Here is a 22205-nt window from a genome sequence, read left to right on the forward strand (position 1 = left end):
TTGAACATGGCATTAATCACCCGTAAACCGGGCAAAGTGATTCACCACAGCGATCAAGGCAGTCAATATACCAGCGTTGAGTTCGGCAAGCGATGTAAAGAGATGAGAGTTCGCCCTTCTATGGGCAGTGTGGGTGATACCTATGATAACGCAATGGCTGAGAGCTTTTTCGCTTCCCTGGAATGTGAGCTGATCGACAGGCGCTCATGGAAAAACAAAACTGAAGCAAGGTTAGCCATATTCACCTGGATCGAGTCCTGGTACAACCCCACTCGCAAGCATTCCGGACTGGGATACTTGTCACCGAACAATTTTGAGAGAAAACTGAATGAAAATAATCAAATCGAAATAAACTTTAATCCGCTTTACCGGTCGAGACCTTCTCGATTCCATGAAAAAATGTCCGTCAAAATGGGACAACTCCACAAGCTAGGTCAGCTCGAGGGGCAGGAATAATTTCTTTATTTGCATCCTTTCTCTTTTTTTGCTCGAAATTAAAATGATAAATAACAGTTGATTTGCCCGCTATTCCTCAGTTTCATTTCCACAGACTGATTCTTTGATGGACGAGACAGCTAGCATCACCTATCCTTGACGAGAGAGGGGTAGATATTTCAATTGATCTTCGTATTGGAAAAAACTTCTAAAAAATGCCCTTTTTAATAAAAATACAGTGCAGCTTGTACATTAATTTGGCAAAATTGGGCCATTTGCTGATAACCTTTCACTTACCGGGGAAATAAAATGAAATATAAAAGTCTTCAAGAGTTCAGCGCCGATGTGGCGGGGCGCAATCCGAACCAACCAGAATATATGCAAGCGGTCACAGAAGTGATCGAAAGTTTGTGGCCGTTTATATTGGAGCACCCTCGTTATGCCGAGCATGGCTTGCTGGATCGACTGGTCGAACCGGAACGGGTGATTATATTTCGGGTATCCTGGGTGGATGATCACGGCGAAGTCCGGGTCAATCGCGGTTATCGCATACAGCACAGTTCTTCCATCGGACCTTATAAAGGCGGCATCCGGTTTCATCCCTCGGTTAATTTGTCGATTCTTAAATTTCTGGCGTTTGAGCAGACTTTCAAGAATGCCCTGACCACATTACCGATGGGCGGCGGCAAGGGTGGTTCCGATTTCGATCCGAAAGGTAAAAGCCCGGGCGAGATCATGCGTTTCTGCCAAGCGTTTATCAGCGAATTGTTCCGTCATATCGGTTCGGATACCGATGTGCCTGCGGGCGATATCGGCGTCGGCGGGCGTGAAGTCGGTTTCATGGCCGGCATGATGAAAAAATTATCTAACCGTGCGGATTGCGTATTTACCGGTAAGGGATTGAGTTTCGGCGGGTCATTGATACGTCCGGAAGCCACTGGCTACGGCACGGTATATTTCGCGCAAGAAATACTGAAACACGCGGGGCGCTCGCTCGAAGGCATGCGCGTTTCGGTCTCCGGCTCGGGTAATGTGGCGCAGTTTGCCGTAGAAAAAGCCATGTCGCAGGGCGCCAAAGTGGTGACCGTGTCCGATTCGAGCGGCACGATCGTCGACGAAGCGGGCTTTACTCCCGAGAAACTGGCGATTCTGGCCGAGGTTAAAAATCACCTGTACGCCCGTCTTGATGAATATGCCAAACGGGTCAACGTCACGTATCTACCCGGTGCGAAGCCTTGGCATGTGCCCGTCCAAGTGGCATTGCCTTGTGCAACACAGAATGAATTGAACGGTGAAGATGCGCGGGCACTGGTTAAAAATGGCGTGATTTGCGTGGCCGAAGGCGCCAACATGCCATCGACTGCGGAAGCCGTCGAATGTTTCCTGCATAACAAAGTACTTTATGCGCCGGGCAAAGCCAGTAATGCCGGTGGTGTCGCAACGTCAGGTCTGGAGATGAGCCAGAATGCCATGCGGATATCCTGGACGCGCGAGGAAGTCGATGCGCGCCTGAAAGAAATCATGCAAGCGATCCATAAATCTTGTTTGAAATACGGCACCAAAGCCGACGGCAGCGTGAACTATGTCGATGGCGCCAATATCGCCGGTTTTGTCAAAGTGGCTGAAGCCATGCTGGGACAGGGTGTCATTTAGCAGACCAACGAAATACGTGATTCCGGACAAGTGACGCTAAAAATCTCTGATGAGCTGCCATCGTTTTCCGGCAAGCTCGTCAGGTTGTTTTCAGCGCCAAAGTTCGATTGCTTGGCGATGAGGTAAAGTGCAGAAAGAGCGCCGATGCTTGATGGTTTAATGATCCGGTTGATTTGAGCGTTACCGCTCTTTGTTGTTAAGAATGGTAACGCTCTTTGTTTGACAGGGTGTATGAAGTTAAGCCGAGCGGCTATGGCTTATTATTTTAAAAACTGCTCGTCCTTTTTTTCTGCGCTTTCTTCCGCTGCTTTTGCATCCTCGCCATCACTGGCCAATTTGCTGCCGATATAGCTTCCCACTGCGCCACCGACTAATGCGGGCATTGCGGATTGCAAAAGAGATGGGTTTTGAGCCTGTGCATTCGGTGCTGCGGCTGGTGCATTTGCATTGGCTGCTTGCGCTGGCGCAGGTTGGTTCGGTGTATTCGCTTGTTTTTGTTGTGCGACCGGTTTGGAGCTTACTGGCGCTTTTGATACGCTGCCTTTACTGCCTTTGCTACCTTTCGCGTACAGGTTGTTTGTCAACACCAAGGAAATGAAAACAGCAAAAAGTAATTTCTTCATATTGTATTAAGCCTATAAAAATTAATCTTAAATTAAAGTAACAAGTCCGTTGCGATCAACATCAACGACTTCTGTTTTTGTGACAGATGCAAGCTTATTGTTATAAGCGTAGCTTGATGGCATTTTACCATCCAATCTCGATGCAATGGCATACGCTTCATGCCCTAGAGGGTGCACTTTGCATGTCGTGAAATGTTAAGCACGTCAACGTGCGCCGCAATTTTGAGAATAATTTCAGCTTGTGTCAATCAGCGGTAAGAATTTCTAAATCCCGGGATCCTGCGCGGCGAATATTTTTCCATTGGCTGCATGTATCTCATATAGAATGCTTGCGTTTGCATTGATTGAGATGGGATACCTTGTCAGATGACTGATTTAATAGAAATTACTATTTATTCTGTAATTGCATTGATTGCTGGATTGATTGTTGCGCAGATAATCAAGGACAAGTTTCTGAAATAAGGAGTAGAGCTGATTCATCACGCTCCCGCCTGATACAGTTAAGAATCAACATGGTGTTTATGGTGCTACTGAGTAGTTTGCTTGTAAGGCTATGAATCCCCCTCAGCTTGTACTATTCGCCCTCGCCAGCGGCCGCTCGGGCACCAGCTATCTCGCCGATTTCTTCACAAAGAATATTACGCAGTGTTACAGCACGCACGAGCCTTACTTCACGCCGGGTAATCCCACGCTGTTCGGCAAACCGATTGAATGGAACACGCAAGGTAACGATAGTGCATTAATCCCGGTGCTGGAACGTAAATGCTGTTTTATCGCGGGCCGACAGCAACCGTTTTATTTTGAATCGAATCATGCTTTCCTGAAAGCTTTTAACAGTCACGCCGGGGCGCTGTTGCGCAATCCCGGTTTTATTCATTTAGTACGAAATCCATTGCTCGTGGCAAAAAGCGAATATGTGCGCGAGCAGGCGATACGTCAATTGCATCTGCCATTTGCGGAATATACCAGTGATACCGGCGAGCGTTTGTTCCGCTGGGCTTTAACCGGGCATGAAGCGTTGTTCCGGCACTACCCGGGCACACTCAGCCGTTTTCAGTTTTATTTGTTGCAATGGTTGGAAATCGAACACCGGGCGATGCAGCTGATCCGGGGTAACCAGTGGCAGAATCGTGTGTTTTTTATCGATGTCGATGTCGATCTCAAACGGGAGGCGGTGTTGAAGGACATGGTTCGATTTTTTGACTTACCGCATCAGGCCGTATTCAACCTGAATTTGCGCCGCAACAAAACCCCGTTTATGGGCCCGACTATCATTACAGCGCAGGATAAACAGGAATTCCGGGCGATTGCGCGCGATTTTCCAGATAACTACAAAACATTATTGCACGCCGAGCCTTATCGCCATTGCAGCTGGTATGCCGAAGTCAGTCAGTTGATGGCGGATTAACGGATGGATCACTGTTAGACCGGATTGCGAAGCGCCTGACGCTGGCCGGTTTTAGCCGTCATTCCATTTGCACGGCCTGCTATTTCTGTTTCCATTGGCCATTCAGCTGAATCCAAGTTCCGGACGGAACTTTGCGGATGATTTCTTCAGCATAAACTTTCCCGACTTGTTCGATATCGATTCCCTGAGCGGTGGCTTTTTCCTGGTAAATCGACCGGCGTTTTGCGTTGATTTCATCCGCCTCCCCGCGAGCGCCCGGTTCGCGCGCGACGACATAGCCATCGTAACTTTCTCCGACTGCGCCCGATGCGCGCAGATTCTCGATGGAATCAGCCCAGACGGGTGTCGCGTTAAGCATGAATGCCAACAGCATGGCTTGGCCGATTTTTGCGAAAGGTTTTTTAACTGTCATGTGTGCAATACGCTGCATAGTGTTCTCCTCGTCTCGTTGATATCAGAAGATGCCAGGATTGGCCGCGATATCTTTTTTGGCTTGCTCTTCAAGCTTGACCCGGATGTCGGCATCCAGCTTGATATTGAGATTAATTGTGATCGGTTCTTGCGGTGTCTCCACTTTAACGGTCGGCGCGCATGCAGTGATCGTCAGGCAGAATAGAATCAGGATGACTTTGACTAATGTCGCGTTGGTTATTCGATCAATTTTACGCATGATTGCACTCCTTTTCTGATGGACTCCCGAGTTCCATTCTGACTGGGAATCCGATAATTAGCATACTGTGTTCCATGGTTTCAATTTAGCGCGAGCGGACTTAATGGAACCTTAATGAGCCGCGCAGAATTTCATGCGATAAGTTGTAGCCCTGATTAATCGTTTGCAGAATTTTATCGATATCCGTTTCGAGCTTGATATTCAAACGGAATGCCTGCCCGTCTTTTACCTTGGGATTATTCCCCAACAACGACAGTTTGGCTACCAGATCGTGCGTAACCGATTTGTCGAGATCCAGCGACAGTTCGGTGTAGTGAAAATCCTGCGCCGCTTGCAGTAATAAATTCATTTCCTTGCCGGCGGAAGCCATCAGTTTTGAGGCTTTTTCCGATTTGAAACGCAGGATCCCCGGAGCTTGTGCTGCAAGGCGGCCATTGGTGATCGTCACTTGATTTTCCGCCAGCGTCAACGGGATCTGACCGTCCAGATGACCGGTTCCGGTCAATCCATCAACCTTAATGACATTAAAGAGAGTTCCCAGGTCAATGTTGCTGATGCGGATCAGCGTGTCGGAACGCGCTGCGGCCGGGTCGATGACGGTAGGTACGACGGCTATTGTACCTTCCAGCACGGAGAACTGCGCTTTTTCGATGGCGATGCGGGGCGGGCTGGTGCCTTCGATATGATAGGAGACTAGCAGATTTTCCAGTGGAACACCGGCGTCAATGTGCCGAATGGTGATTGTCTGGTGCGGCGGGGTACGGGGCGATAATAAATCTACCAAGTTAAGATTGATATTTAGATCGCTGAGTTTTGTATTTTCACGGGCAAACGATAAATTGCGTAATTCAAATGCCGCCTGACTGTTCCGCACACCTTCCTTGGACCAGTTGAGTTGAGCGTTGGCGTTGAGATTTCCGCTGACATTCTCAAGTTGTGCAAGAGCGGGGGAGAGCGCGCTGGGCTGCAAACCCTCCGGTGAGAAACGGATAGGAATAATTTCCGCTTGTATCGTGCCATCGCCACTAGCGGGTGCATGACGGCCGCTGATTGTTAAATAGCGCAAATCCGGCACACCGCCCGCGACGTTCAGCGCATACACGGCTGGTTCTCCAGCCGCCGCTTCATTGCGGATACCGCCGGTGATAGACAACGCAGCAAATAGCGGTTCGGACGCAAGGTGTTGCAGCCGGACGATGGCGAAATCCGCCGCAGTACCCATCTCGGCATCATTCCAATGCACGGTGGCGGAAAAATCCTTCATTTGCAGATCGGATTGCGGCAATGTAAAGCCCGCATCGTTGAGGGTGAAACGTCCTTGGTAGTTGCTACCGGCACTGAGTTTTCCGGTTAAGGTTATTTTTCCGGGATGAATCTGCGCCTCGATGGCGGGGGATTCCGTACGATCGACACGCACGTTCAGGTTACCGGGAGTCACAGCGATATCGTGAGAAAGTGACCAGCCCTGCAAATGCTTTTCCAGTTCCAGATTGGCTTGCGGGATTGAAAACTTGAACGCATTCAACAAATGCACAGGCGTGCCGGAGTCGATCTTGCCAAAAGTGATCTGCCCCGGATTGCGCAATGCAACTTGCCAATTATCCCGATTGGAAGTGATTTGCACGGGCAGAGAAACAGAGAACTGCTGAATTTTAAACGGTTCCGCAGCATATTGACCGCCATCGGCTTCGAGATCCAATGATCCTGTCAGTGATTGTGCTGACGCGCGGATATCGCCCTTCAGTGTGATACGATCAATGGCTGTATTCCCCAACGCTGGCGACACCGGATTTTTATCAGCGGAATCGGATATAGGTTTTATGATTGCTTTTCCTGGCAGTTTGATGCCGGATAATGTGAATTCGGTTTGGATATGCTGTAGCTGCAATGCTACGAACGAAAATGCCGCTTCACCTGAGAAACTGGAGATACTCGCTTCGGGCAGTCCCAGCATACCTTCAGAGACGGTGAGCTTGCCTTGTATATTTCCCTTTCTATCCAGTGCCGCGGTCAGTAAGCTTTTGCTTTGTGCAAGTGAACCGGAAACGATCGCGCTCATATGCATCGTCTGTGCATCCGGCTGGTTTTGCGCAATGCCGCCGGATAGCGCGATGACCGCTTCACCTGCTGTTGAACGCAGATGAATTGCCGAATCCTTGAGTGAAAAGTTTGGCAGCCAGGGAAGGTTGATGCTTTTTTCAGGTGTAGCAGTCATCGGGGTAGTGGAACTCAACGGCGGGTACGCCGCGTTCAGGTCGAATGCCACGTGCAAACCGCTGATCTCAATCGAGATCGGCTTCCCGGCGAGCAGATCCGGAACATTCCATGCCACGAGCATGTTATCCAAACGCAATTCTTTATTTTTACCTGCCGACAAACCATTCAAGCGGAAAGTATTGAAAGAGAGATCCAAGTCAGCAATGGATTGCAGCGGTAAGCCCCGCTTATTCAATTGCTGGCCGATCAAGGTTTCCAGCAACGGATTGCGGAAAACATAAAGACCCACCCCGGCAAAAACGGCGAGGCTGATCAGGATCAGGAATCCGGTCTTTAAGAGTTTTTCCATTGTATCAATTGCATAGGGCCGCAAGTATTGAATTGACTTTTAATTCGATTAATACAGGGCTGATTAGCTTCGTTTCAACGCTTTAACAAGATATCACAACTGCATTGCCATGCAGTATTTTATGTTTCGCTGTGTTTGCGCGAAAAATCATAAAGAATCACGCGCCTCTTTTATACTACGTATCTTCTGCAGAAGAGATTTTTTATTTACTATTGTTACGACACTATGGATTTATTAACCCAAGGACTCCTCGGCGCCACGATGGCGCAGTCGGGTGCGAAACAGCAAGAAACACGCATCGCAACCGGCATAGGCTTTGTTGCTGGTATTGCGGCGGATGTCGACATTCTGATTCAATCGGAGAACGATCCGCTGCTGAATATCGAATTTCACCGGCATTTCACGCACTCGCTGTTTTTCGTGCCGCTCGGCGCTTTGATTGTTGCGCTACTGCTCTGGCCATTTTTGCGCAAACGCTTATCTTTTGCTCGACTGTACTTTTTTGCCTTTCTCGGTTATTGCTTGAGTGGCGTGCTGGATGCGTTTACCAGCTATGGTACCAATCTACTTTGGCCGGTGAGCGATGCGCGTGTGGCGTTAAATATCATTTCAGTATTGGATCCGGCTTTCACATTGACCTTACTGATCGCCGGAGTGATTGCTTTCAGGAAATATAGCCTTGCTGCGGCCCGGATTGGGTTACTGCTTGCGGCGGTCTATTTATCGTTCGGTTGGATGCAATTGCACCGCGCTGAAATCATTGCGGAAACATTGATCGCGGAAAGAGGGCATCGTGCGGAGCAGTTACTGGTCAAACCGACACTTGCCAATTTGGTGTTATGGCGCTCCATTTACGAGTTTGAAGGCAAATTCTATGTGAATGCCATCCGCGCCAGTTTGTTTTCCGAACCGCGTGTCTATCCAGGAGAATCAATTGAGAAATTTGTGTTGGAACGTGATCTGAACACGCTACCGGCGGCATCGGTGCTGGCGCAGGATATAGCGCGTTTCAGCCATTTCTCCGCCGGATTCCTTGCTATCCGTCCGGAACAACCGAATGTATTGGTCGATGTACGCTATTCCAATTTGCCCACAACGACCACCCCGCTGTGGGGTATCGAAATCAACCCAGAGCAACCGGATCAGCATGCGAAATACAAGCTTTATCGCGATTCATCCAGTGTGACGCGAGAGAAATTTCTAAGGTTGTTGCTGGGTGAGCATGTTCTGGAATGATTAAATCAACTGAATTTGTTGAGGTTCAACTGCGAGTTTGACTAAATGCGAGTCTATCTTTCTTCCACAAAGAACGATCTGGAACCTGAGCGCGAGGCAGTCCGGACAGCACTGAGCGGTCATTGTACGGTTGTTGAAAGCTATACGGCTGACGAGTGCAGTGTCCGAAAGAGCTGCCTTGCAGACGTGGCGGGGTGCGATCTCTATATCGGAATTATCGGTGGTCGTTACGGGTTTATTCCTCCCGGTGAATCCTTTTCCATTACCGAGCTTGAGTACCAGGAGGCTCGTAAGCATAAGCTGCCGACACTGGTCTTCATCAAGGATAAGTCTGCGATCACATTGCCTCTCAGCGATGCAGACACTAAGGAGAACTCGCCGGACCGTATCGAATCGTTCCGGCAGTGTGTCAATAGCGGTACTGAAGAGGCCGGGCGCCCTGCGTGCTTCAAAATGACAGGGGATCTCAAGGAACATTTACTGCAAGCCCTTTGGCGTTATTCAGAGCGGCACGGCGCTATCCAGCCGAAACGCATTACGGGTCGTCCCTATCCGGGCTTGCGCGCCTTTTTGCCCGCAGCGAACGCTTTCTTGCGGTGATCGGGCCATCGGGTTCGGGTAAATCCTCGCTGGTATACGCAGGGCTGATTCCAACCCTGACTGAGCGTTCTATCGTAGCGGGTGTCCGCTGGATTCCAGTCAGTTTTTCCCCGCGCGAGTTGAGTGATGATCCGTTTCAATCCCTTGCGGCTGCCTTGAGCAAATCATTTCCGGATCAAAACTGGCGCGTGCCGGATCTGACGCAGCGGTTGCGAACGCATCCAGCCGATATTGCCGCTGTGGCGAGCGATGCGCTGGGGCAAGCTGGCGCAGCCGTCCAGCTTCTGCTGTTCGTCGATCAATTTGAAGAATTATTTGCCAGTAAAGTGGAAGAAGCTGCACGGAGCAACTTTTTCAAGTTGCTGACGGCGGCGATTGAGTGCCCGCTGGTGCGCGTGGTGATCGCGATGCGTTCCGACTTTTACAACCAATGGCCGCAAGATGAAATCTGCATCGCGTTACTGCGCTCGGGACATTTTCCGGTTGCCGTGCCGGGGCCGGCAGCGTTAGAAAAAATGATCACCGGTCCAGCTCAGGCAGCAGGACTGACTATCTCCCCGCGCTTGCTGCAACGCATTTTGGATGACACTGGATCAGGCCCGGGGGCATTAGCGCTGGCTGAGTTTGCTTTGTCTTTGTTGTATGACAAGAAGGAGGGCAATACGCTGACCGAAACAGCTTACACCGCCATCGGCGGCGTGGCTGGCGCTATTGACGGTTTGGCTGAGCAAGCGGTTGCGCAGGCCGAGAAAGCACTTCAGCATGATGCGAAAGTATTGGATGACGAAGCCACTTCACGTTTGTTTCTCGCCATCGCCAGCGTGGAACAGCGTGACAATGAAGCGGGTGGTGCGTTGGCTGTGGTGCGCCGCCGTGCAGTCAAGGGCGATTTGCCTGAAGCAGCTTTGATTTTGGCTCAGCAATTGGCCGACAAGCGTATCTTAGTTAGTCGGGAAGGCAATAACGGACAACCGGCTGTTTATGAAGTGGGGCACGAGGCTGTGTTCAGCCATTGGGAACGATTCAAGGGCTGGTACGCGCGCTATGCAGAGGATCTGGCGCTATGCCGTCAAGCCGAGCAGGCAGCGCGGGACTGGGATAAGGATCAGCGACGATCTATCCTGAAGTGAGGCTGGGAACGGCAAAAGCCCGCCATTGAAGCGTTGCACAAGCTAAACCACCTTGCATTAACGGCTCCCGATGCGGACTTTTGGGATTCGGGTATTGCGACTTGGCGGGTGCTCGAACCCCAATTGCCCGAACCCCTGCGTCACTTTCTCACCCCGGAACCACTCACACTGATGGACGAGCTGAGTATTGACAATACACCTCATCCTCGCCGGGAGGAAATCGGCCTGCGCCTCAATCAGTTGGGTGATCCACGCCGCGGCGTTGGGTTTGAATGCCAATGGCCTGCCCGATATCGTGTGGATCAACATACCGGCCGGTGAAGTCACCCTGGAAACTGAACCCCGGGAATACCTCACAGTCACAGTGTCACCCTTTTGCCTGGCCCGCTACCCGGTCACCTGGGCGCAATACCGCGCCTTTCTCGATGCTGAGGATGGTTATTGCAATCCAGCCTGGTGGGAGGATAGTCCGAGGGAGGAGGAACCCGGTTCACGACTTTGGTCTTTTGCCAATTATCCGGTGATCAAAATCTCTTGGTACGATGCGCTGGCCTACTGCCGCTGGTTGAGCGTAAAACTGCAGTTGCCGATCCGACTGCCCGCCGAGTGGGAATGGCAATGGGCTGCCGTTGGGGGCACGCAGCAGGATTACCCATGGCCGGGTGAGTGGAACGGGCAACGCGCAAACAGCACTGAGGCAGGCATTGGGCGTACCGTTGCGACAGGCTTATATCCGTTGGGCCGCGGTCCGTTCAGGGTAGACGATATGGCTGGAAATGTTTGCGAATGGTGTTTAAACGAACATGCTGTGCCAAAAAAACGGCAACTATCAGGAAGCAATTCCCACCGCCTGGTATGCGGTGGTTCCTGGTTCCTCGATCCGTTCGACGCGCGCTCATCGGCGCGTTACCGCGCCCTTCCGGGCTCTCGCGACTACGGTCTCGGTTTCCGGGTGCTGTGCGAGTCCCCCATCGAATAGCGGGTCGCTGGCGCGCTGAAGCGCTGGGTTACTTCAAATTCACGGTCCACTTTTTATACAACCGCTCCGCCACGGCATTCAGCGCCGCTACGCGTTCGGGCAAATCCTTTTCGATTTCTTCCAGCGATTGCACCGACGGTTCATTGAAGCTGGCGAGTTCTTCCGCGCCGACGCTGCACCAGTCGATGACCAGGCGTTCGGTCATTTCGACATGGCATTGCATACCGAGGTGCATGCCGAGCGCAAAGGCCTGATTTTCGCAGTAGGGACTGGACAGAATGCACGTGGCGCCATGCGGGATGCTGAACGCTTCGCCGTGCCAGTGGAATGAATTGAAAGTTGTCAGATCACCAAACCATGCGCGGGCAACCGGATTATCCGTTACGCTGACTTCGCCCCAGCCCATTTCCTTGACCGGGTTGGCGCTGATCGCGCCGCCCAAGGCTTTGGCCATGAGTTGTCCGCCCAGGCAGTGGCCCAGAACTGGAACGTCTTGGGCAACTGCCTGGCGGATTAATGTCAATTCCTGCTCAATCCACGGTAAGTCATCGTTGACGCTCATCGTTCCACCCATAAACACTAAACCGCTGAATGCATCAATGCTGGCCGGTAGTTTTTCTCCGGCGTCGATTTTTATCATGCGCCACGGAATATGATTGTTGTCGAGAAATGTGGCAAAATAGCCAGGCCCTTCGATGGGTATATGTCTGAATATTGCAACCGGCTTCATGGAATTTCTCTGCATAATTTTTTGAACGATCTGATAACGGATTTTAGCTTGTTTTGTAGCAAATTCTGCTGAAAATCCGGATAAATCTTTTTTTGTTACCTGTGAAACATAACGCTATCGCCCATTGTGAAATCCGAGTGGACATTCTGCCGGAATGGACTCTTTCATGTCTGTAAACAAACATACCTTCGCTGATTTGGTGCGCATTGAGCAATTGCGCAAAATCGAGTCCGTCAAAGCCGGTGAGCTATCGTACGAGGGCATTAAAAATATGCCGGGCTCTGCGGCCGGTGACTTCAACTATACGGAATTTATTCATCGCCTGGCGCTTCGCGCCAAGCACTTGATCCGCGATAACGCGCTGGATGATGTATTGCAGCAACCGCGCAAGCAGTTTACCCGGGCGCGCTGGATCTGTTTGATTGCTGCGCTGACTTTGGGTGGGTTGGCAGCCAGCCAGGCAGTCAGCGAATCTTCCACGCTGAATATTTACTGGTTGCTGGCGGTGTTGCTTGGTTTCAACATGATTTCGCTATTATTGTGGCTATCGGGTATTGCGCTGAATCTGCAAAGCTTGAGTAGCGGTGTCGTGGCGCAATTGGCCAGTTGGCTGCCTTACCGGTACAAGAAAGATCCGACAGTTGCATCGCTGGCATCGCATGCCTGGTGGGAAAGTTGTTTAACCGGCACTGTGGGCAAATGGCGTATCAGCGTATTAACGCATCAGTTCTGGCTGACCTATTTAACCGCCGGTCTGGTGTTGTTGATCTTGCTCATGCTGGCCAGGCAATATAATTTCATCTGGGGCACCACATTGCTGCCGGATAGCACGTTGCCGAGACTCACGGAAATCCTTGGCACGCCATTAGAAGCGATGGGATTGAAAATTCCGGATAACCCGCAAACGGTTGCCAGCCGCATCGGGACAGGCAAACAAGACGCGGAAGCACGCACCGCATGGGCGGTTTTCTTGATAGGCGCTTTGCTGGTGTACGGTATTTTTCCGCGCCTGTTACTGCTTGGTTTTTCCTGGCTCATGCAACAGTGGAGTGAGAGCCGTTTCAAGCTCGATCTTTACTTACCCTATTACATTGAATTGCGTCAGCGGCTGATGGCGCGCGAAGTGAAAGCGCAAGTCATCGATGCCGATCCGCAGGCCGGTGTGAAACCTGCGGGAGTTGTCCGTCCGCCGGAAAATGTCGCCATTCCGGCTAATGCGCAAGCCTTTGGCATTGAGCTGGACGATGCTACGCACTGGCCGGAATCCGTTGCCTGCCGCTTGAATATCGTCGATCAAGAATCGCATGACGAGGCCATGACATTGATAAAAAATCTCAACGGTCCGTTGTTGCTGGGCGTGGCGGCGCACCGTTTACCCGATCGCGGCGTGCAGCGGTTGATCAAGGAGTTGGTCGACGGCAGCAACGCTAAGCCGTGGCTGATCCTGTTGAGCAAACCATCGGCGCCGGTGACCAGCGCACGCGAATTCGCCTGGTTCCGCCTGGCGGAGCTCTGCGGTATTCCGGCAGAACATGTCATCACCCGGTAAATCATGAACATCCCTAACCCACAGCATCCGCAGGCGGATTCATTGCTGAATATAGCCGTCGTCGGGCATACCAACACTGGCAAGACATCGCTGATCCGCACCATGCTGCGCAGCACTGAATTTGGTGTGATTGAAGATGGCGCGGGTACCACGCGGCATGTCGAGCAAGCGGCGATATCCGCCGACAATGAAGCGATTTTGAAGTTGTATGACACACCCGGTCTGGAGGATTCCCGAGCTTTGTTTGCGCATATCAAGAAGCTGCAAGCCAAGGCAAAATCGTTGTCTCCCATCCAGATTCTGGAGCAGTTTATTGCGCAAGTAACGGTCAACGACTCGCTGGAACAGGAAGCGAAAGTAATTCGCCAGGTATTGCGCAGCGATATCCTGCTCTACATCATCGATGTGCGCGAGCCTTTCCTGGAAAAATACCGGCTGGAATTGGAGATTCTGACGCAGGTCAGTAAACCGATTATTCCGGTCTTTAACTTTATCGCCGGGCATGACCGGGAACTGGCAAAATGGCGCGAGCATCTGGCGGCTTTCCACATGCATGCGACGCTGGAATTCGATACCGTCGCGTTTACGTTTGAAGCGGAAAAGCGCTTGTATCAGAAGATGCAGACCCTGGTGGAATCTCACTACGATCGGTTGCAGAAGCTGATCGATTACCGCGCTCAATTATGGAGCCAACTGTGTTTGTCGGGCGCCAAGCGGATTGCCGGATTGATTGTCACGGTTGCTTGTTATCGTGAAAGTAAGTCTGCGCAGAATAATGTGATTGCGCATTCGCTGGTTGAAGACCGCTTGCACGATTTTGTCCGCAAGGCGGAGCAGCATTGCTTGCACGATCTATTAGCCATTTTCAATTTCTCGGAAAAAGACGTTGCCATCCAAAAAATCCCGGTCAGTAACGGGCAATGGCAATTGGATATTTTTGCGCCTGGCATCCTCAAAGCATACGGATTGGATCTTGGCAGCGCCGCGGCCAAAGGCGCTGCAGCAGGTGCCGGAATTGACTTGATGGTCGGCGGCATGAGTCTGGGCGCAGCCAGCGCGTTAGGCGCAATCGCCGGTGCCGGCTGGTCGACCTTCAAACGCTATGGCGATGAGATCAAAGCGACCGTCAAAGGCACGCAATGGCAGTGCGCCGATGAAACCACGCTGCAAGTTCTGTATCTGCGTCAGAAGCATTTGCTGAGGAAACTGATGCACCGTGGCCATGCCGCGCAGGACAGGCTGCAGGTGGACAAAGCCGACAGCGAGAAATTGCCCTCAAACTGGACCAAACTGACCAGCGCGTTACGCCAAAACCCGGCTTGGCAGGAACCATCCACTGCGCGCAACGGCAATACGCAGTATCTGGAGATAGAGGCAAAACTGGTGGAAGCGTTGCTGGATGAGAATTAAGGGACGCTGCAATCAGGTTGGTGTTTTTTGCCCGCCGGGTTGTAAATACTGATCCAAAACTTGAATGAGCTGATTGGGATCGAAAGGTTTGGGCAGGTAAGCGTTCATGCCCGCTGCCAGAAACTCCTGTTGATCGTGTTCCATGATATTGGCGGTCAAAGCGACAATCGGGATGCCGTTCAAGTGCAAGTCCTGGCGAATACGCCGGGTTGCTTCCAACCCATCCATTTCCGGCATTTGGATGTCCATAAAAATCAGATCGAACGAAGATCCGGCTGTTTTGAGCAAATCCAGGCATTCCACGCCATTTTGTGCCAGACTCACCTTAATATCCCAGCTGGTTAGCAATTCGGTGATCAGCAGTTGATTGAATTCATTGTCCTCCACGATCAGGATATGAGCGCCGCTGAAGGGCTGCTGACCTGAAAGTGCTTGCTGCTGCGCTTGATGGTTTGCGGTTTCGCTAAACAATGTGGCAACGGTATCCAGCAAGTTCAGCGGTGTGAAAGGTTTAATCAGCACGTTGATGGTGCTATTGGCTTCAAACTGATTCGAGAACGCGGGATCGATATTATTGCTGACCACGATGATTTTGGGACGGCGCGCAGCAGGTAATGCGGCTTCTATTGCGTGGATAGTGTCGCGATAACTCGTATCGGCTAAGCGCGTCATCAATAGCAGCAAATCAAACGGCACCAGACTGGGATCAGCGAACATGCTAAGCGATGCCGTGCTGTTATCCACAGCAACTGCGCTCCACCCCATGGATTGAACAATTTCCGCGATGACACTGCGTGTAACTGCACGGTCGTCAATGATCATGACTTTGAGTGATTGCAGGTGAGCGGGAATGGTCACCCAAGGTTCCCACTGCTGATTTTTGTAGTGTAATTTGACCGTGCAATGAAACCGGCTGCCCTGGCCATGTTCGCTTTCGGCCATGATATTGCCCCCCATGAGCTGCGCCAGCCGGTATGAAATCGACAAACCCAGGCCAGTGCCGCCGAAACGCCGCGAAATGGATGAATCAGCTTGGTTGAACGCTTGGAAAAGGTGCGCCATTTGCTCGGCAGTCATGCCGATACCGCTATCGGTGATGCTGAAAACCAGCGTAGCGGTTTCGGCACCATCAGTCGGGGCGATGGCGATGCGGATAATGACTTCGCCGCGATCGGTAAACTTGATCGCATTGTTGGTAAGGTTCACGAAAATCTGGCTGAGTCTCAACGGATCGCCGATAAACCTGCGGGGTACATCAGGTTCGACATAAAAAAGCACATCAATGGCTTTGTCTTTCGCGGCGATTGAAGCAATGGCGGACAGGTTTTCCAGAATCGTATTCAAATCGAAAGCGCTATGATCCAATTCAATTTTGTTGGCTTCTATTTTGGAATAATCCAGAATGTCATTGATAACGCCCAATAAAATATTGGAGGAGCCTTCAATATTGCGCAGATACCCGCTTTGGCGCGCGTCCAGGGTGGTTTTGCTTAATAAATACGCCATGCCCAGCACGGCATTCATCGGCGTGCGGATCTCATGCGACATCATCGCCAAGAAGCGGGTTTTGGCGTTACTGGCCGCTTCCGCTTGCTGACGCGCTTCGATCAGCATGGTTTCGCGCTCTTTCCGTTCGGTGATGTCCTGATGGGTACCGAACATCATGAGCGGTTTGCCATCGGCGGTCCAGCTGGACACTTTGCCGCGATCCAGTACCCAAATCCAATGCCCCGCTTGGTGACGCATGCGTGCTTCGCATTCGTAAAAAGGGATTTTTCCCGTGAAGTGATCGTTAAGCAGCGCTTCGGATTGCTTCAAATCATCCGGGTGCGCATACTTCAGCCAGGTTGCAATCGATGTTGGAGCAAGTTCCTCGAGGGAATAGCCAAGCATTTCGGCCCAGCGCTGATTGAAAATGACCTCCCCGGTTTGCACATTCCATTCCCAGGTGCCGATGTGCGTTCCTTCAATGATGTTGGATAAACGCAGGCGTTGATATTCCAGTTCTTTTTCGTGCTGCTTGCGGTCGGTAATGTCGCGTGACGAAGCGTAAATCAGTATTTTTCCCGAGACTTCCAGTCTGCTGGCGTTGATTTCAACATTCATGATCGTGCCGTCTTTACGCCGGTGCAGCGTTTCAAAAACGCGCGGCGTTTTCGAGACTTCGCGTACCGCCGCAATCAATTTATCTTTCGGAATCATGGCATCCCAATCCATGACATTGAGCCGGGCGGTTTCTTCGTTGGAATAGCCCAGCATCTTGGCAAAGGCGTGGCTGAATTCCACGATATTGCCATCTTCATCGAGGATGTGAACACCATCGCTGGCGAGTTCCAGTAAGGCTTCGAATTTCAGCGATATATTTTTTAATTCGGTAATATCGTTGGCGTAGTCATTCCAGATGATACTGCCGTCAGCTTGTTTTTCGGGTTTTGAGTGCGCGTGTATCCACCGGACTTCATTTTGCGCAGTCATGACGCGGAAATCAGCGTGCCAATCGGTCAATGTGGCGGCAGATTCCTGAATCGACCGATTAAATGTTTCGATGTCCTCGGCATGAATGATGGAAAAAATGGCCGACGCATCCTTGGTAATGCTTTCCGGCGATACACCGAGGATCCCGGTTATTCCTTTGCTGGCATACGGTACGCAATTCCGCCCGTCCGGAAAAAGCTGGAACTGGTAAATAAAGCCGGGAATATTATTGGACAAATCTTCGAGAAATTTATGGCTTTTGATGAGCTGAGTCTCAAGATTCTTGCGTAAGGTGATATCCACTAAGGTAACTAAATGATTCTTGGCCAGCGTATCTTCAGATTCAAGCGGTGAAGCGGTTGCAACAACACTGCGCAGGGAACCATCCTTGCAGTGGATAATGACGTCGAGTGGTTCAAAGCCGGTACTTTCCCTGGAGGCTTTTTCCAGATGCTGACGCCAAGTGGTTTCCACCCGCTGGCGGTACGCTGGGTCCGGATAGGCCTTGGGCCACCAGTCCGCTAACGTTGGAATATCGTCCAAGGTATAGCCAAATGTCTGTACGAAAGCTTTGTTCAGGAAGGTGATATTCTGTTGATCATCGTTGATTGCCTTGGGTATGGGGGAGTTGTCGATAATCGCGTAAAGCCTGGCTTCACTTCTCCGTAACTCTATCTCCACCTGGTTTCGCTCGGTGAATAGCACGCTGACAAATTGCGCCGTGAGCGAGATCCCCAAAATGAAGATATTCATGTCGAAGATCTGCGGATAATCATTCACGACAAAAGGGCCGAATTTGCGCGCTGTTTCAAACAGCGCCAGTACCGTGATTGCACTGCATATCAGGGATACGACGGCTAATTCACTTTTAATTGCAATCCATAACAACAAGGGAACATAAATCACCAAGGCGAGGGAAATGCCGCTGAAAGTGGAGTTGCCGAAAACCAGCCATGTGGCGGGCAGCATCAAGATGATCGGCACGAGCGCATTGCGCATGGATTGCCGGATGCTGCGGCCGCGCGAAGAAAACAAAATCAGCAAAAACGGTGTTACTAGCAATTGTCCCAAGCAGTTGCCAAACCACCAATAGGCCCAAGCCTGGAAGTAGTTCTGTGACTCTTGGATGACATTAAAGAATGACAGCGCCACCGTTCCGAAGGTGGCGCTAAGCGGTTGCAGCACTAAAAAGATCATGGCAACCAGACGGCTGAGATCATGCACTCTGGTGAGCGTTGGATTCAATTTCCAGCGCTTGAATAGAGTCGCCGCAATCACGGCTTCAATGCTGTTAATGGCGGAGATAGCCAGCGCGGGTGGAAACTCCAGTCCGCTGCTTAAAGCGAGTGCTAGCTGTCCAACGAAAATGCCTGGCCAGACCTTGCGGCCCAGCAAGATGGCGGCAGCCAGTGCAATACCTTCCGCGACAAAGAATACCGGTGTGACAATGAAATGTGAGACAGAGATCAAAAAACTGATATGGCCAAATACAAAGTACAGAATAGCGAGCGCAAGGAGCTGAAAAATATAATGACGATAGGAAACCGGCTGATGGTTACTGAACATGTAAATGCAAGAAATCGACTGAATCGGCGGTTAATGCGGATTGGGCTATAAATATCGCTTGATGTGGCATAAGGTGGAGATTATCACGGTGGAAATTAAAACAAAATGTGCTTTTTTAATGGCTATAAAGAATCACCGTCTTTGTAGAGAGAACGAATGACGAATGCAGGCGTTCTATCAACTGCCCTATGGCACGGCCGGGTTGTTCCGGGATTTGTTCAGACGTTTATAGAACCACTGTTTAAAGTATTCCACCGTCAGCAGATAAGTAATGATCAAAACAGCCAGCAATCCAAAAAACATCAATGGCAGCGCTGTGAAGCCCAGGTAATGGGCCATCGGGCTGATGGGGAGCAACATGGCAATGGCGACGATACTGAGCGATGTGGCCGTTAACCAGCGGTTGGGGTGGCTGTGCAAGGGATTGCGCCGGGTCCGGATGATGAAAATGACCAGTACTTGCGTGGCGATCGATTCCACAAACCAACCGGTGCGGAACAGGGTTTCATCCGCCTCAAATACGCTGATCAACAGATAGAAGGTGATGAAGTCGAATATCGAGCTGATCGGGCCGATGGTCATCATGAAATTGCGGATAAAATTCATGTCCCATTGGCTTGGTTGCGCCAGATCTTCCTCATCGACATTGTCCATCGGCAAGGTGATTTCGGAGAGATCGTACAATAAATTGTTCAGCAGAATTTGCAACGGCAGCAGCGGCAGGAACGGCAAGAAGAGCGTGGACGCGGCCATGCTGAACATATTGCCGAAGTTCGAGCTGGTCGCCATCATGATGTATTTCATCACATTGCCGAAGGTGCGGCGCCCTTCCATCACACCGGCATGCAGCACTTTCAAATCGTGTTCCAACATGATCATGGACGCTGCCTGCTTGGCCACATCGACCGCGCCGTCCACCGAAATACCGATGTCCGCCGTATGCAAGGAAGGCGCGTCGTTGATGCCGTCACCCAGATAACCCACGACATGTTTGCGTGCCTTGAGCGCCAGCAACACGCGATTCTTTTGCGCCGGATTGACGCGGCAAAACAGATTCACTTCTTCCACGCGGGCGAGCAATGCATCATCCTGCATGGCGGCAATTTCATTTCCGGTCAGCACGCCGGTAACCGGCAGATTCAATTGGTTGCAAATGTAGCGCGTTACCCGTTCATTATCCCCGGTTAAAATCTTGACCTGTACGCCACTGGCCTGTAGTGCGGCTAAAACTGGTCCGGCGCTGATTTTGGGTGGATCGAGAAAAGCCGCAAGACCGACAAATACCAATTCGCTTTCATCGTTTACGACAGCATAGGGGTGATCTGCTGCAACTTCGCGCCAAGCGATAGCCAATACGCGAAAACCATCATTGCCGAATTGATCGAGCAGTTGAGTAATCGATTGCCGTGCGGTTTCATCCAGCGAAACGATGGCGCCAATTTCATCTTCATACTGGGTGCAAAGGTTCAGGATGTCTTCAGGAGCTCCTTTGACGGCCAGTATCCGGGTTTCTTCACGTTCTACCAGCACCGATACGCGGCGTCGCTCGAAATCAAACGGGACTTCGTCAATTTTTTTCCAGCCGGTGACCGCAACGTCGTGGTGCAGCAGGATGGCATCGTCGAGCGGACTTTTGAGTCCGCTTTCAAAATAACTGTTCAAATAGGCAAGTTCCAATACACGCTGGGAGCCTTGACCCAATGCATTGACGTGATGTTCCAGATGGATTTTCGCTTCGGTCAGCGTTCCGGTTTTATCGGTGCAGAGAATATCCATCGCCCCCATATCCTGAATCGCGGATGGCCGCTTGACGATCACGTTCAATGCAGCCATGCGCAATGCGCCGCGCGTGAGTGTGACCGATACCACCATGGGCAATAATTCCGGTGTGAGTCCCACTGCCAATGCCACTGCAAACAAGAAAGATTCGAGCAAGGGGCGATGCAAAACGATATTGACCAGCAAGGTGAACAGAACCAGCAGGAAGGTAAAGCGCATGATCAACATGCCGAACTGGCGTATGCCGAGTTCGAATGAAGTGGGGGGCGGCTTCTTCTCGAGACTGTCGGCAATCTGCCCTAGTGCTGTCGATTGCCCAGTGCGGGTGATTCTGGCCCGGGCCGTGCCACTGATCACCGTACTGCCCATGAATACCGCAGCTTTTGCTTCCAAGTCCCAGGGATCGGTGCTGGCCGGTGCATCGGCATGTTTCTCAACCGGATAAGCTTCACCGGTGAGCTGCGATTGATTGATAAACAGATCTTTTGCCTCAAGCAATTGACCGTCGGCTGGAATCAGATCGCCCGCCGACAAGGAAATGATATCGCCCGGCACTAACTGTGCCACCGGAATCTCGGATAATTTTCCGTCCCGTAGTACCGTGGCGGTTACCGCGACTTGCGCCGCCAGTTTGGCCGCCGCCTGACCGGCACGGTACTCTTGAATGAAGTCCAGCGTAACGCTCATCAGGATGATGGCGCCGATAATGAGTGCGCTGACTCCGTCACCATTCAACGCTGAAATGCTCACTGCGACGAGTAGTATCAACACCAGCGGATTGTAGAAATGAGTAAGAAACTGCACGAGGATGCTGCGCTGCCTGACGGGTTTAATCTCGTTTGCGCCGTGCTGCTTTAGCAGGGTGGCTGCTTCCGCATTACTTAAACCGGTATCCAACTGATCTGTAATCATTTTATCGCCCTCCGGGCTTGTGTTTCATGATAATGGCGGCTTTATGCGCGCATGGTGATGCAGTCTTCGGATACGTCTGATTCTACTGAGTCCTGCTTAATCGATGACATGAGTGGATTGCCGGATACATCCCGGATTCATGTACTTCCTGTAAGAAATCTCAGAGTTGTTTACAGATAGGTTGATTGAAATAAGCGGTGAGTATTTCATAAGGGGTGGCATTATTCAAACTCTTGTGAGGCTTAACGGTATTGTAGAAATTAATGAAACGGAGAAGCTGAATGTGCCGATCGGCGCAGTCTTTGAAGTGAATCTTGCTGTGCCACATGTCCATCAGGGTGCGGATAACCCGCTCAGCTTTACCGTTGGTTTGCGGACGATTGATACGGGTAAACTTCTGACCGATATCGTGCTGCCTACAAGTCTTGATGAAAGCATGGCCGTCAGTTCCTTTAAATTCTTTGCCGTTGTCAGAATAAGCATA

General features: G+C 51.1%; 16 protein-coding genes and 1 pseudogene. 9 read left to right on the forward strand and 8 right to left on the reverse strand.

Annotated elements, in window-relative coordinates; genetic code table 11:
• Both BLU57_RS13950 and gdhA read left to right on the forward strand, forming a co-directional pair.
• A pseudogene (locus tag BLU57_RS13950) lies at window positions 1-345 on the forward strand (integrase core domain-containing protein); the annotation flags it as partial.
• 399 nt (window positions 346-744) lie between these two features.
• Window positions 745-2088 carry an NADP-specific glutamate dehydrogenase gene (gene gdhA / locus BLU57_RS13955; RefSeq protein ID WP_090322177.1) on the forward strand — a complete coding sequence of 448 codons (1344 nt, stop codon included), beginning with the start codon at window positions 745-747 and terminating at the stop codon, window positions 2086-2088.
• Window positions 2089-2348: 260 nt separating this feature from the next.
• Here the strand turns inward: gdhA and BLU57_RS13960 are convergent, their stop codons facing one another.
• Entirely contained in the window at window positions 2349-2711 is a 363-nt protein-coding gene (locus BLU57_RS13960) for a hypothetical protein (protein ID WP_090322179.1), read from the reverse strand.
• 553 nt (window positions 2712-3264) lie between these two features.
• Here BLU57_RS13960 and BLU57_RS13965 point away from each other — a divergent pair.
• A complete protein-coding gene (locus tag BLU57_RS13965; protein WP_090322181.1) occupies window positions 3265-4119 on the forward strand; it encodes a hypothetical protein in 855 nt (284 codons plus the stop codon).
• A 79-nt stretch (window positions 4120-4198) separates the two neighbouring features.
• Here the strand turns inward: BLU57_RS13965 and BLU57_RS13970 are convergent, their stop codons facing one another.
• From BLU57_RS13970 to BLU57_RS13980, 3 genes are all read right to left on the reverse strand, one after another.
• Entirely contained in the window at window positions 4199-4549 is a 351-nt protein-coding gene (locus BLU57_RS13970) for a YdbL family probable chaperone protein (RefSeq protein WP_090322182.1), read from the reverse strand.
• A 24-nt stretch (window positions 4550-4573) separates the two neighbouring features.
• Entirely contained in the window at window positions 4574-4789 is a 216-nt protein-coding gene (locus BLU57_RS13975) for a YnbE family lipoprotein (protein WP_090322184.1), read from the reverse strand.
• Window positions 4790-4889: 100 nt separating this feature from the next.
• On the reverse strand, window positions 4890-7355 hold the full coding sequence (locus BLU57_RS13980) for an intermembrane phospholipid transport YdbH family protein (RefSeq protein WP_090322186.1): 2466 nt from the start codon (window positions 7353-7355) through the stop codon (window positions 4890-4892).
• Between the two features lie 225 nt (window positions 7356-7580).
• On the opposite strand from BLU57_RS13980, the gene BLU57_RS13985 reads away from it, so the two are divergent.
• From BLU57_RS13985 to BLU57_RS14000, 4 genes are all read left to right on the forward strand, one after another.
• Entirely contained in the window at window positions 7581-8591 is a 1011-nt protein-coding gene (locus BLU57_RS13985) for a metal-dependent hydrolase (RefSeq protein WP_090322187.1), read from the forward strand.
• A gap of 45 nt (window positions 8592-8636) precedes the next feature.
• Window positions 8637-9191, forward strand: coding sequence for a DUF4062 domain-containing protein (locus tag BLU57_RS13990; RefSeq protein WP_090322189.1), 555 nt, complete (start codon window positions 8637-8639; stop codon window positions 9189-9191).
• Entirely contained in the window at window positions 9083-10321 is a 1239-nt protein-coding gene (locus tag BLU57_RS13995; protein ID WP_143026992.1) for an nSTAND1 domain-containing NTPase, read from the forward strand. Before BLU57_RS13990 ends, BLU57_RS13995 begins: the two co-directional genes overlap by 109 nt.
• Window positions 10322-10508: 187 nt before the next feature.
• Window positions 10509-11300 carry a formylglycine-generating enzyme family protein gene (locus tag BLU57_RS14000; protein ID WP_090322194.1) on the forward strand — a complete coding sequence of 264 codons (792 nt, stop codon included), beginning with the start codon at window positions 10509-10511 and terminating at the stop codon, window positions 11298-11300.
• A 28-nt stretch (window positions 11301-11328) separates the two neighbouring features.
• Here the strand turns inward: BLU57_RS14000 and BLU57_RS14005 are convergent, their stop codons facing one another.
• Window positions 11329-12030, reverse strand: coding sequence for a type 1 glutamine amidotransferase (locus BLU57_RS14005; protein ID WP_090322196.1), 702 nt, complete (start codon window positions 12028-12030; stop codon window positions 11329-11331).
• A gap of 166 nt (window positions 12031-12196) precedes the next feature.
• On the opposite strand from BLU57_RS14005, the gene BLU57_RS14010 reads away from it, so the two are divergent.
• Window positions 12197-13579 carry a DUF2868 domain-containing protein gene (locus BLU57_RS14010; protein WP_090322200.1) on the forward strand — a complete coding sequence of 461 codons (1383 nt, stop codon included), beginning with the start codon at window positions 12197-12199 and terminating at the stop codon, window positions 13577-13579.
• Between the two features lie 3 nt (window positions 13580-13582).
• Window positions 13583-14989 (forward strand): GTPase/DUF3482 domain-containing protein, encoded by a 1407-nt coding sequence (locus BLU57_RS14015; RefSeq protein WP_090322202.1) that lies wholly within the window; start codon window positions 13583-13585, stop codon window positions 14987-14989.
• Between the two features lie 12 nt (window positions 14990-15001).
• Here the strand turns inward: BLU57_RS14015 and BLU57_RS14020 are convergent, their stop codons facing one another.
• From BLU57_RS14020 to BLU57_RS14030, 3 genes are all read right to left on the reverse strand, one after another.
• Window positions 15002-19030, reverse strand: a complete 4029-nt coding sequence (locus BLU57_RS14020) for a PAS domain S-box protein (RefSeq protein ID WP_090322205.1) — start codon at window positions 19028-19030, stop codon at window positions 15002-15004.
• 186 nt (window positions 19031-19216) lie between these two features.
• Window positions 19217-21721 carry a magnesium-translocating P-type ATPase gene (gene mgtA, locus BLU57_RS14025; protein ID WP_090322208.1) on the reverse strand — a complete coding sequence of 835 codons (2505 nt, stop codon included), beginning with the start codon at window positions 21719-21721 and terminating at the stop codon, window positions 19217-19219.
• Window positions 21722-21881: 160 nt separating this feature from the next.
• On the reverse strand, window positions 21882-22205 hold a 324-nt coding region (locus BLU57_RS14030), incomplete at its 5' end, for an integrase core domain-containing protein (protein ID WP_143026993.1).

Origin of the sequence: Nitrosomonas oligotropha (genome assembly GCF_900106555.1) — a bacterium.
GTDB lineage: Bacteria > Pseudomonadota > Gammaproteobacteria > Burkholderiales > Nitrosomonadaceae > Nitrosomonas > Nitrosomonas oligotropha_A.

Excerpts from the sequence above, each read along its gene's own strand:
- BLU57_RS14010 (WP_090322200.1), top strand. The coding sequence starts at position 12,197 with ATGTCTGTAAACAAACATACCTTCGCTGATTTGGTGCGCATTGAGCAA.
- gdhA (WP_090322177.1), top strand. The coding sequence starts at position 745 with ATGAAATATAAAAGTCTTCAAGAGTTCAGCGCCGATGTGGCGGGGCGC.
- mgtA (WP_090322208.1), bottom strand. The coding sequence starts at position 21,721 with ATGATTACAGATCAGTTGGATACCGGTTTAAGTAATGCGGAAGCAGCC.
- BLU57_RS13970 (WP_090322182.1), bottom strand. The coding sequence starts at position 4,549 with ATGCAGCGTATTGCACACATGACAGTTAAAAAACCTTTCGCAAAAATC.
- BLU57_RS13980 (WP_090322186.1), bottom strand. The coding sequence starts at position 7,355 with ATGGAAAAACTCTTAAAGACCGGATTCCTGATCCTGATCAGCCTCGCC.
- BLU57_RS13985 (WP_090322187.1), top strand. The coding sequence starts at position 7,581 with ATGGATTTATTAACCCAAGGACTCCTCGGCGCCACGATGGCGCAGTCG.
- BLU57_RS13975 (WP_090322184.1), bottom strand. The coding sequence starts at position 4,789 with ATGCGTAAAATTGATCGAATAACCAACGCGACATTAGTCAAAGTCATC.
- BLU57_RS13960 (WP_090322179.1), bottom strand. The coding sequence starts at position 2,711 with ATGAAGAAATTACTTTTTGCTGTTTTCATTTCCTTGGTGTTGACAAAC.
- BLU57_RS13990 (WP_090322189.1), top strand. The coding sequence starts at position 8,637 with ATGCGAGTCTATCTTTCTTCCACAAAGAACGATCTGGAACCTGAGCGC.
- BLU57_RS13965 (WP_090322181.1), top strand. The coding sequence starts at position 3,265 with ATGAATCCCCCTCAGCTTGTACTATTCGCCCTCGCCAGCGGCCGCTCG.
- BLU57_RS14015 (WP_090322202.1), top strand. The coding sequence starts at position 13,583 with ATGAACATCCCTAACCCACAGCATCCGCAGGCGGATTCATTGCTGAAT.
- BLU57_RS14020 (WP_090322205.1), bottom strand. The coding sequence starts at position 19,030 with ATGTTCAGTAACCATCAGCCGGTTTCCTATCGTCATTATATTTTTCAG.
- BLU57_RS14005 (WP_090322196.1), bottom strand. The coding sequence starts at position 12,030 with ATGAAGCCGGTTGCAATATTCAGACATATACCCATCGAAGGGCCTGGC.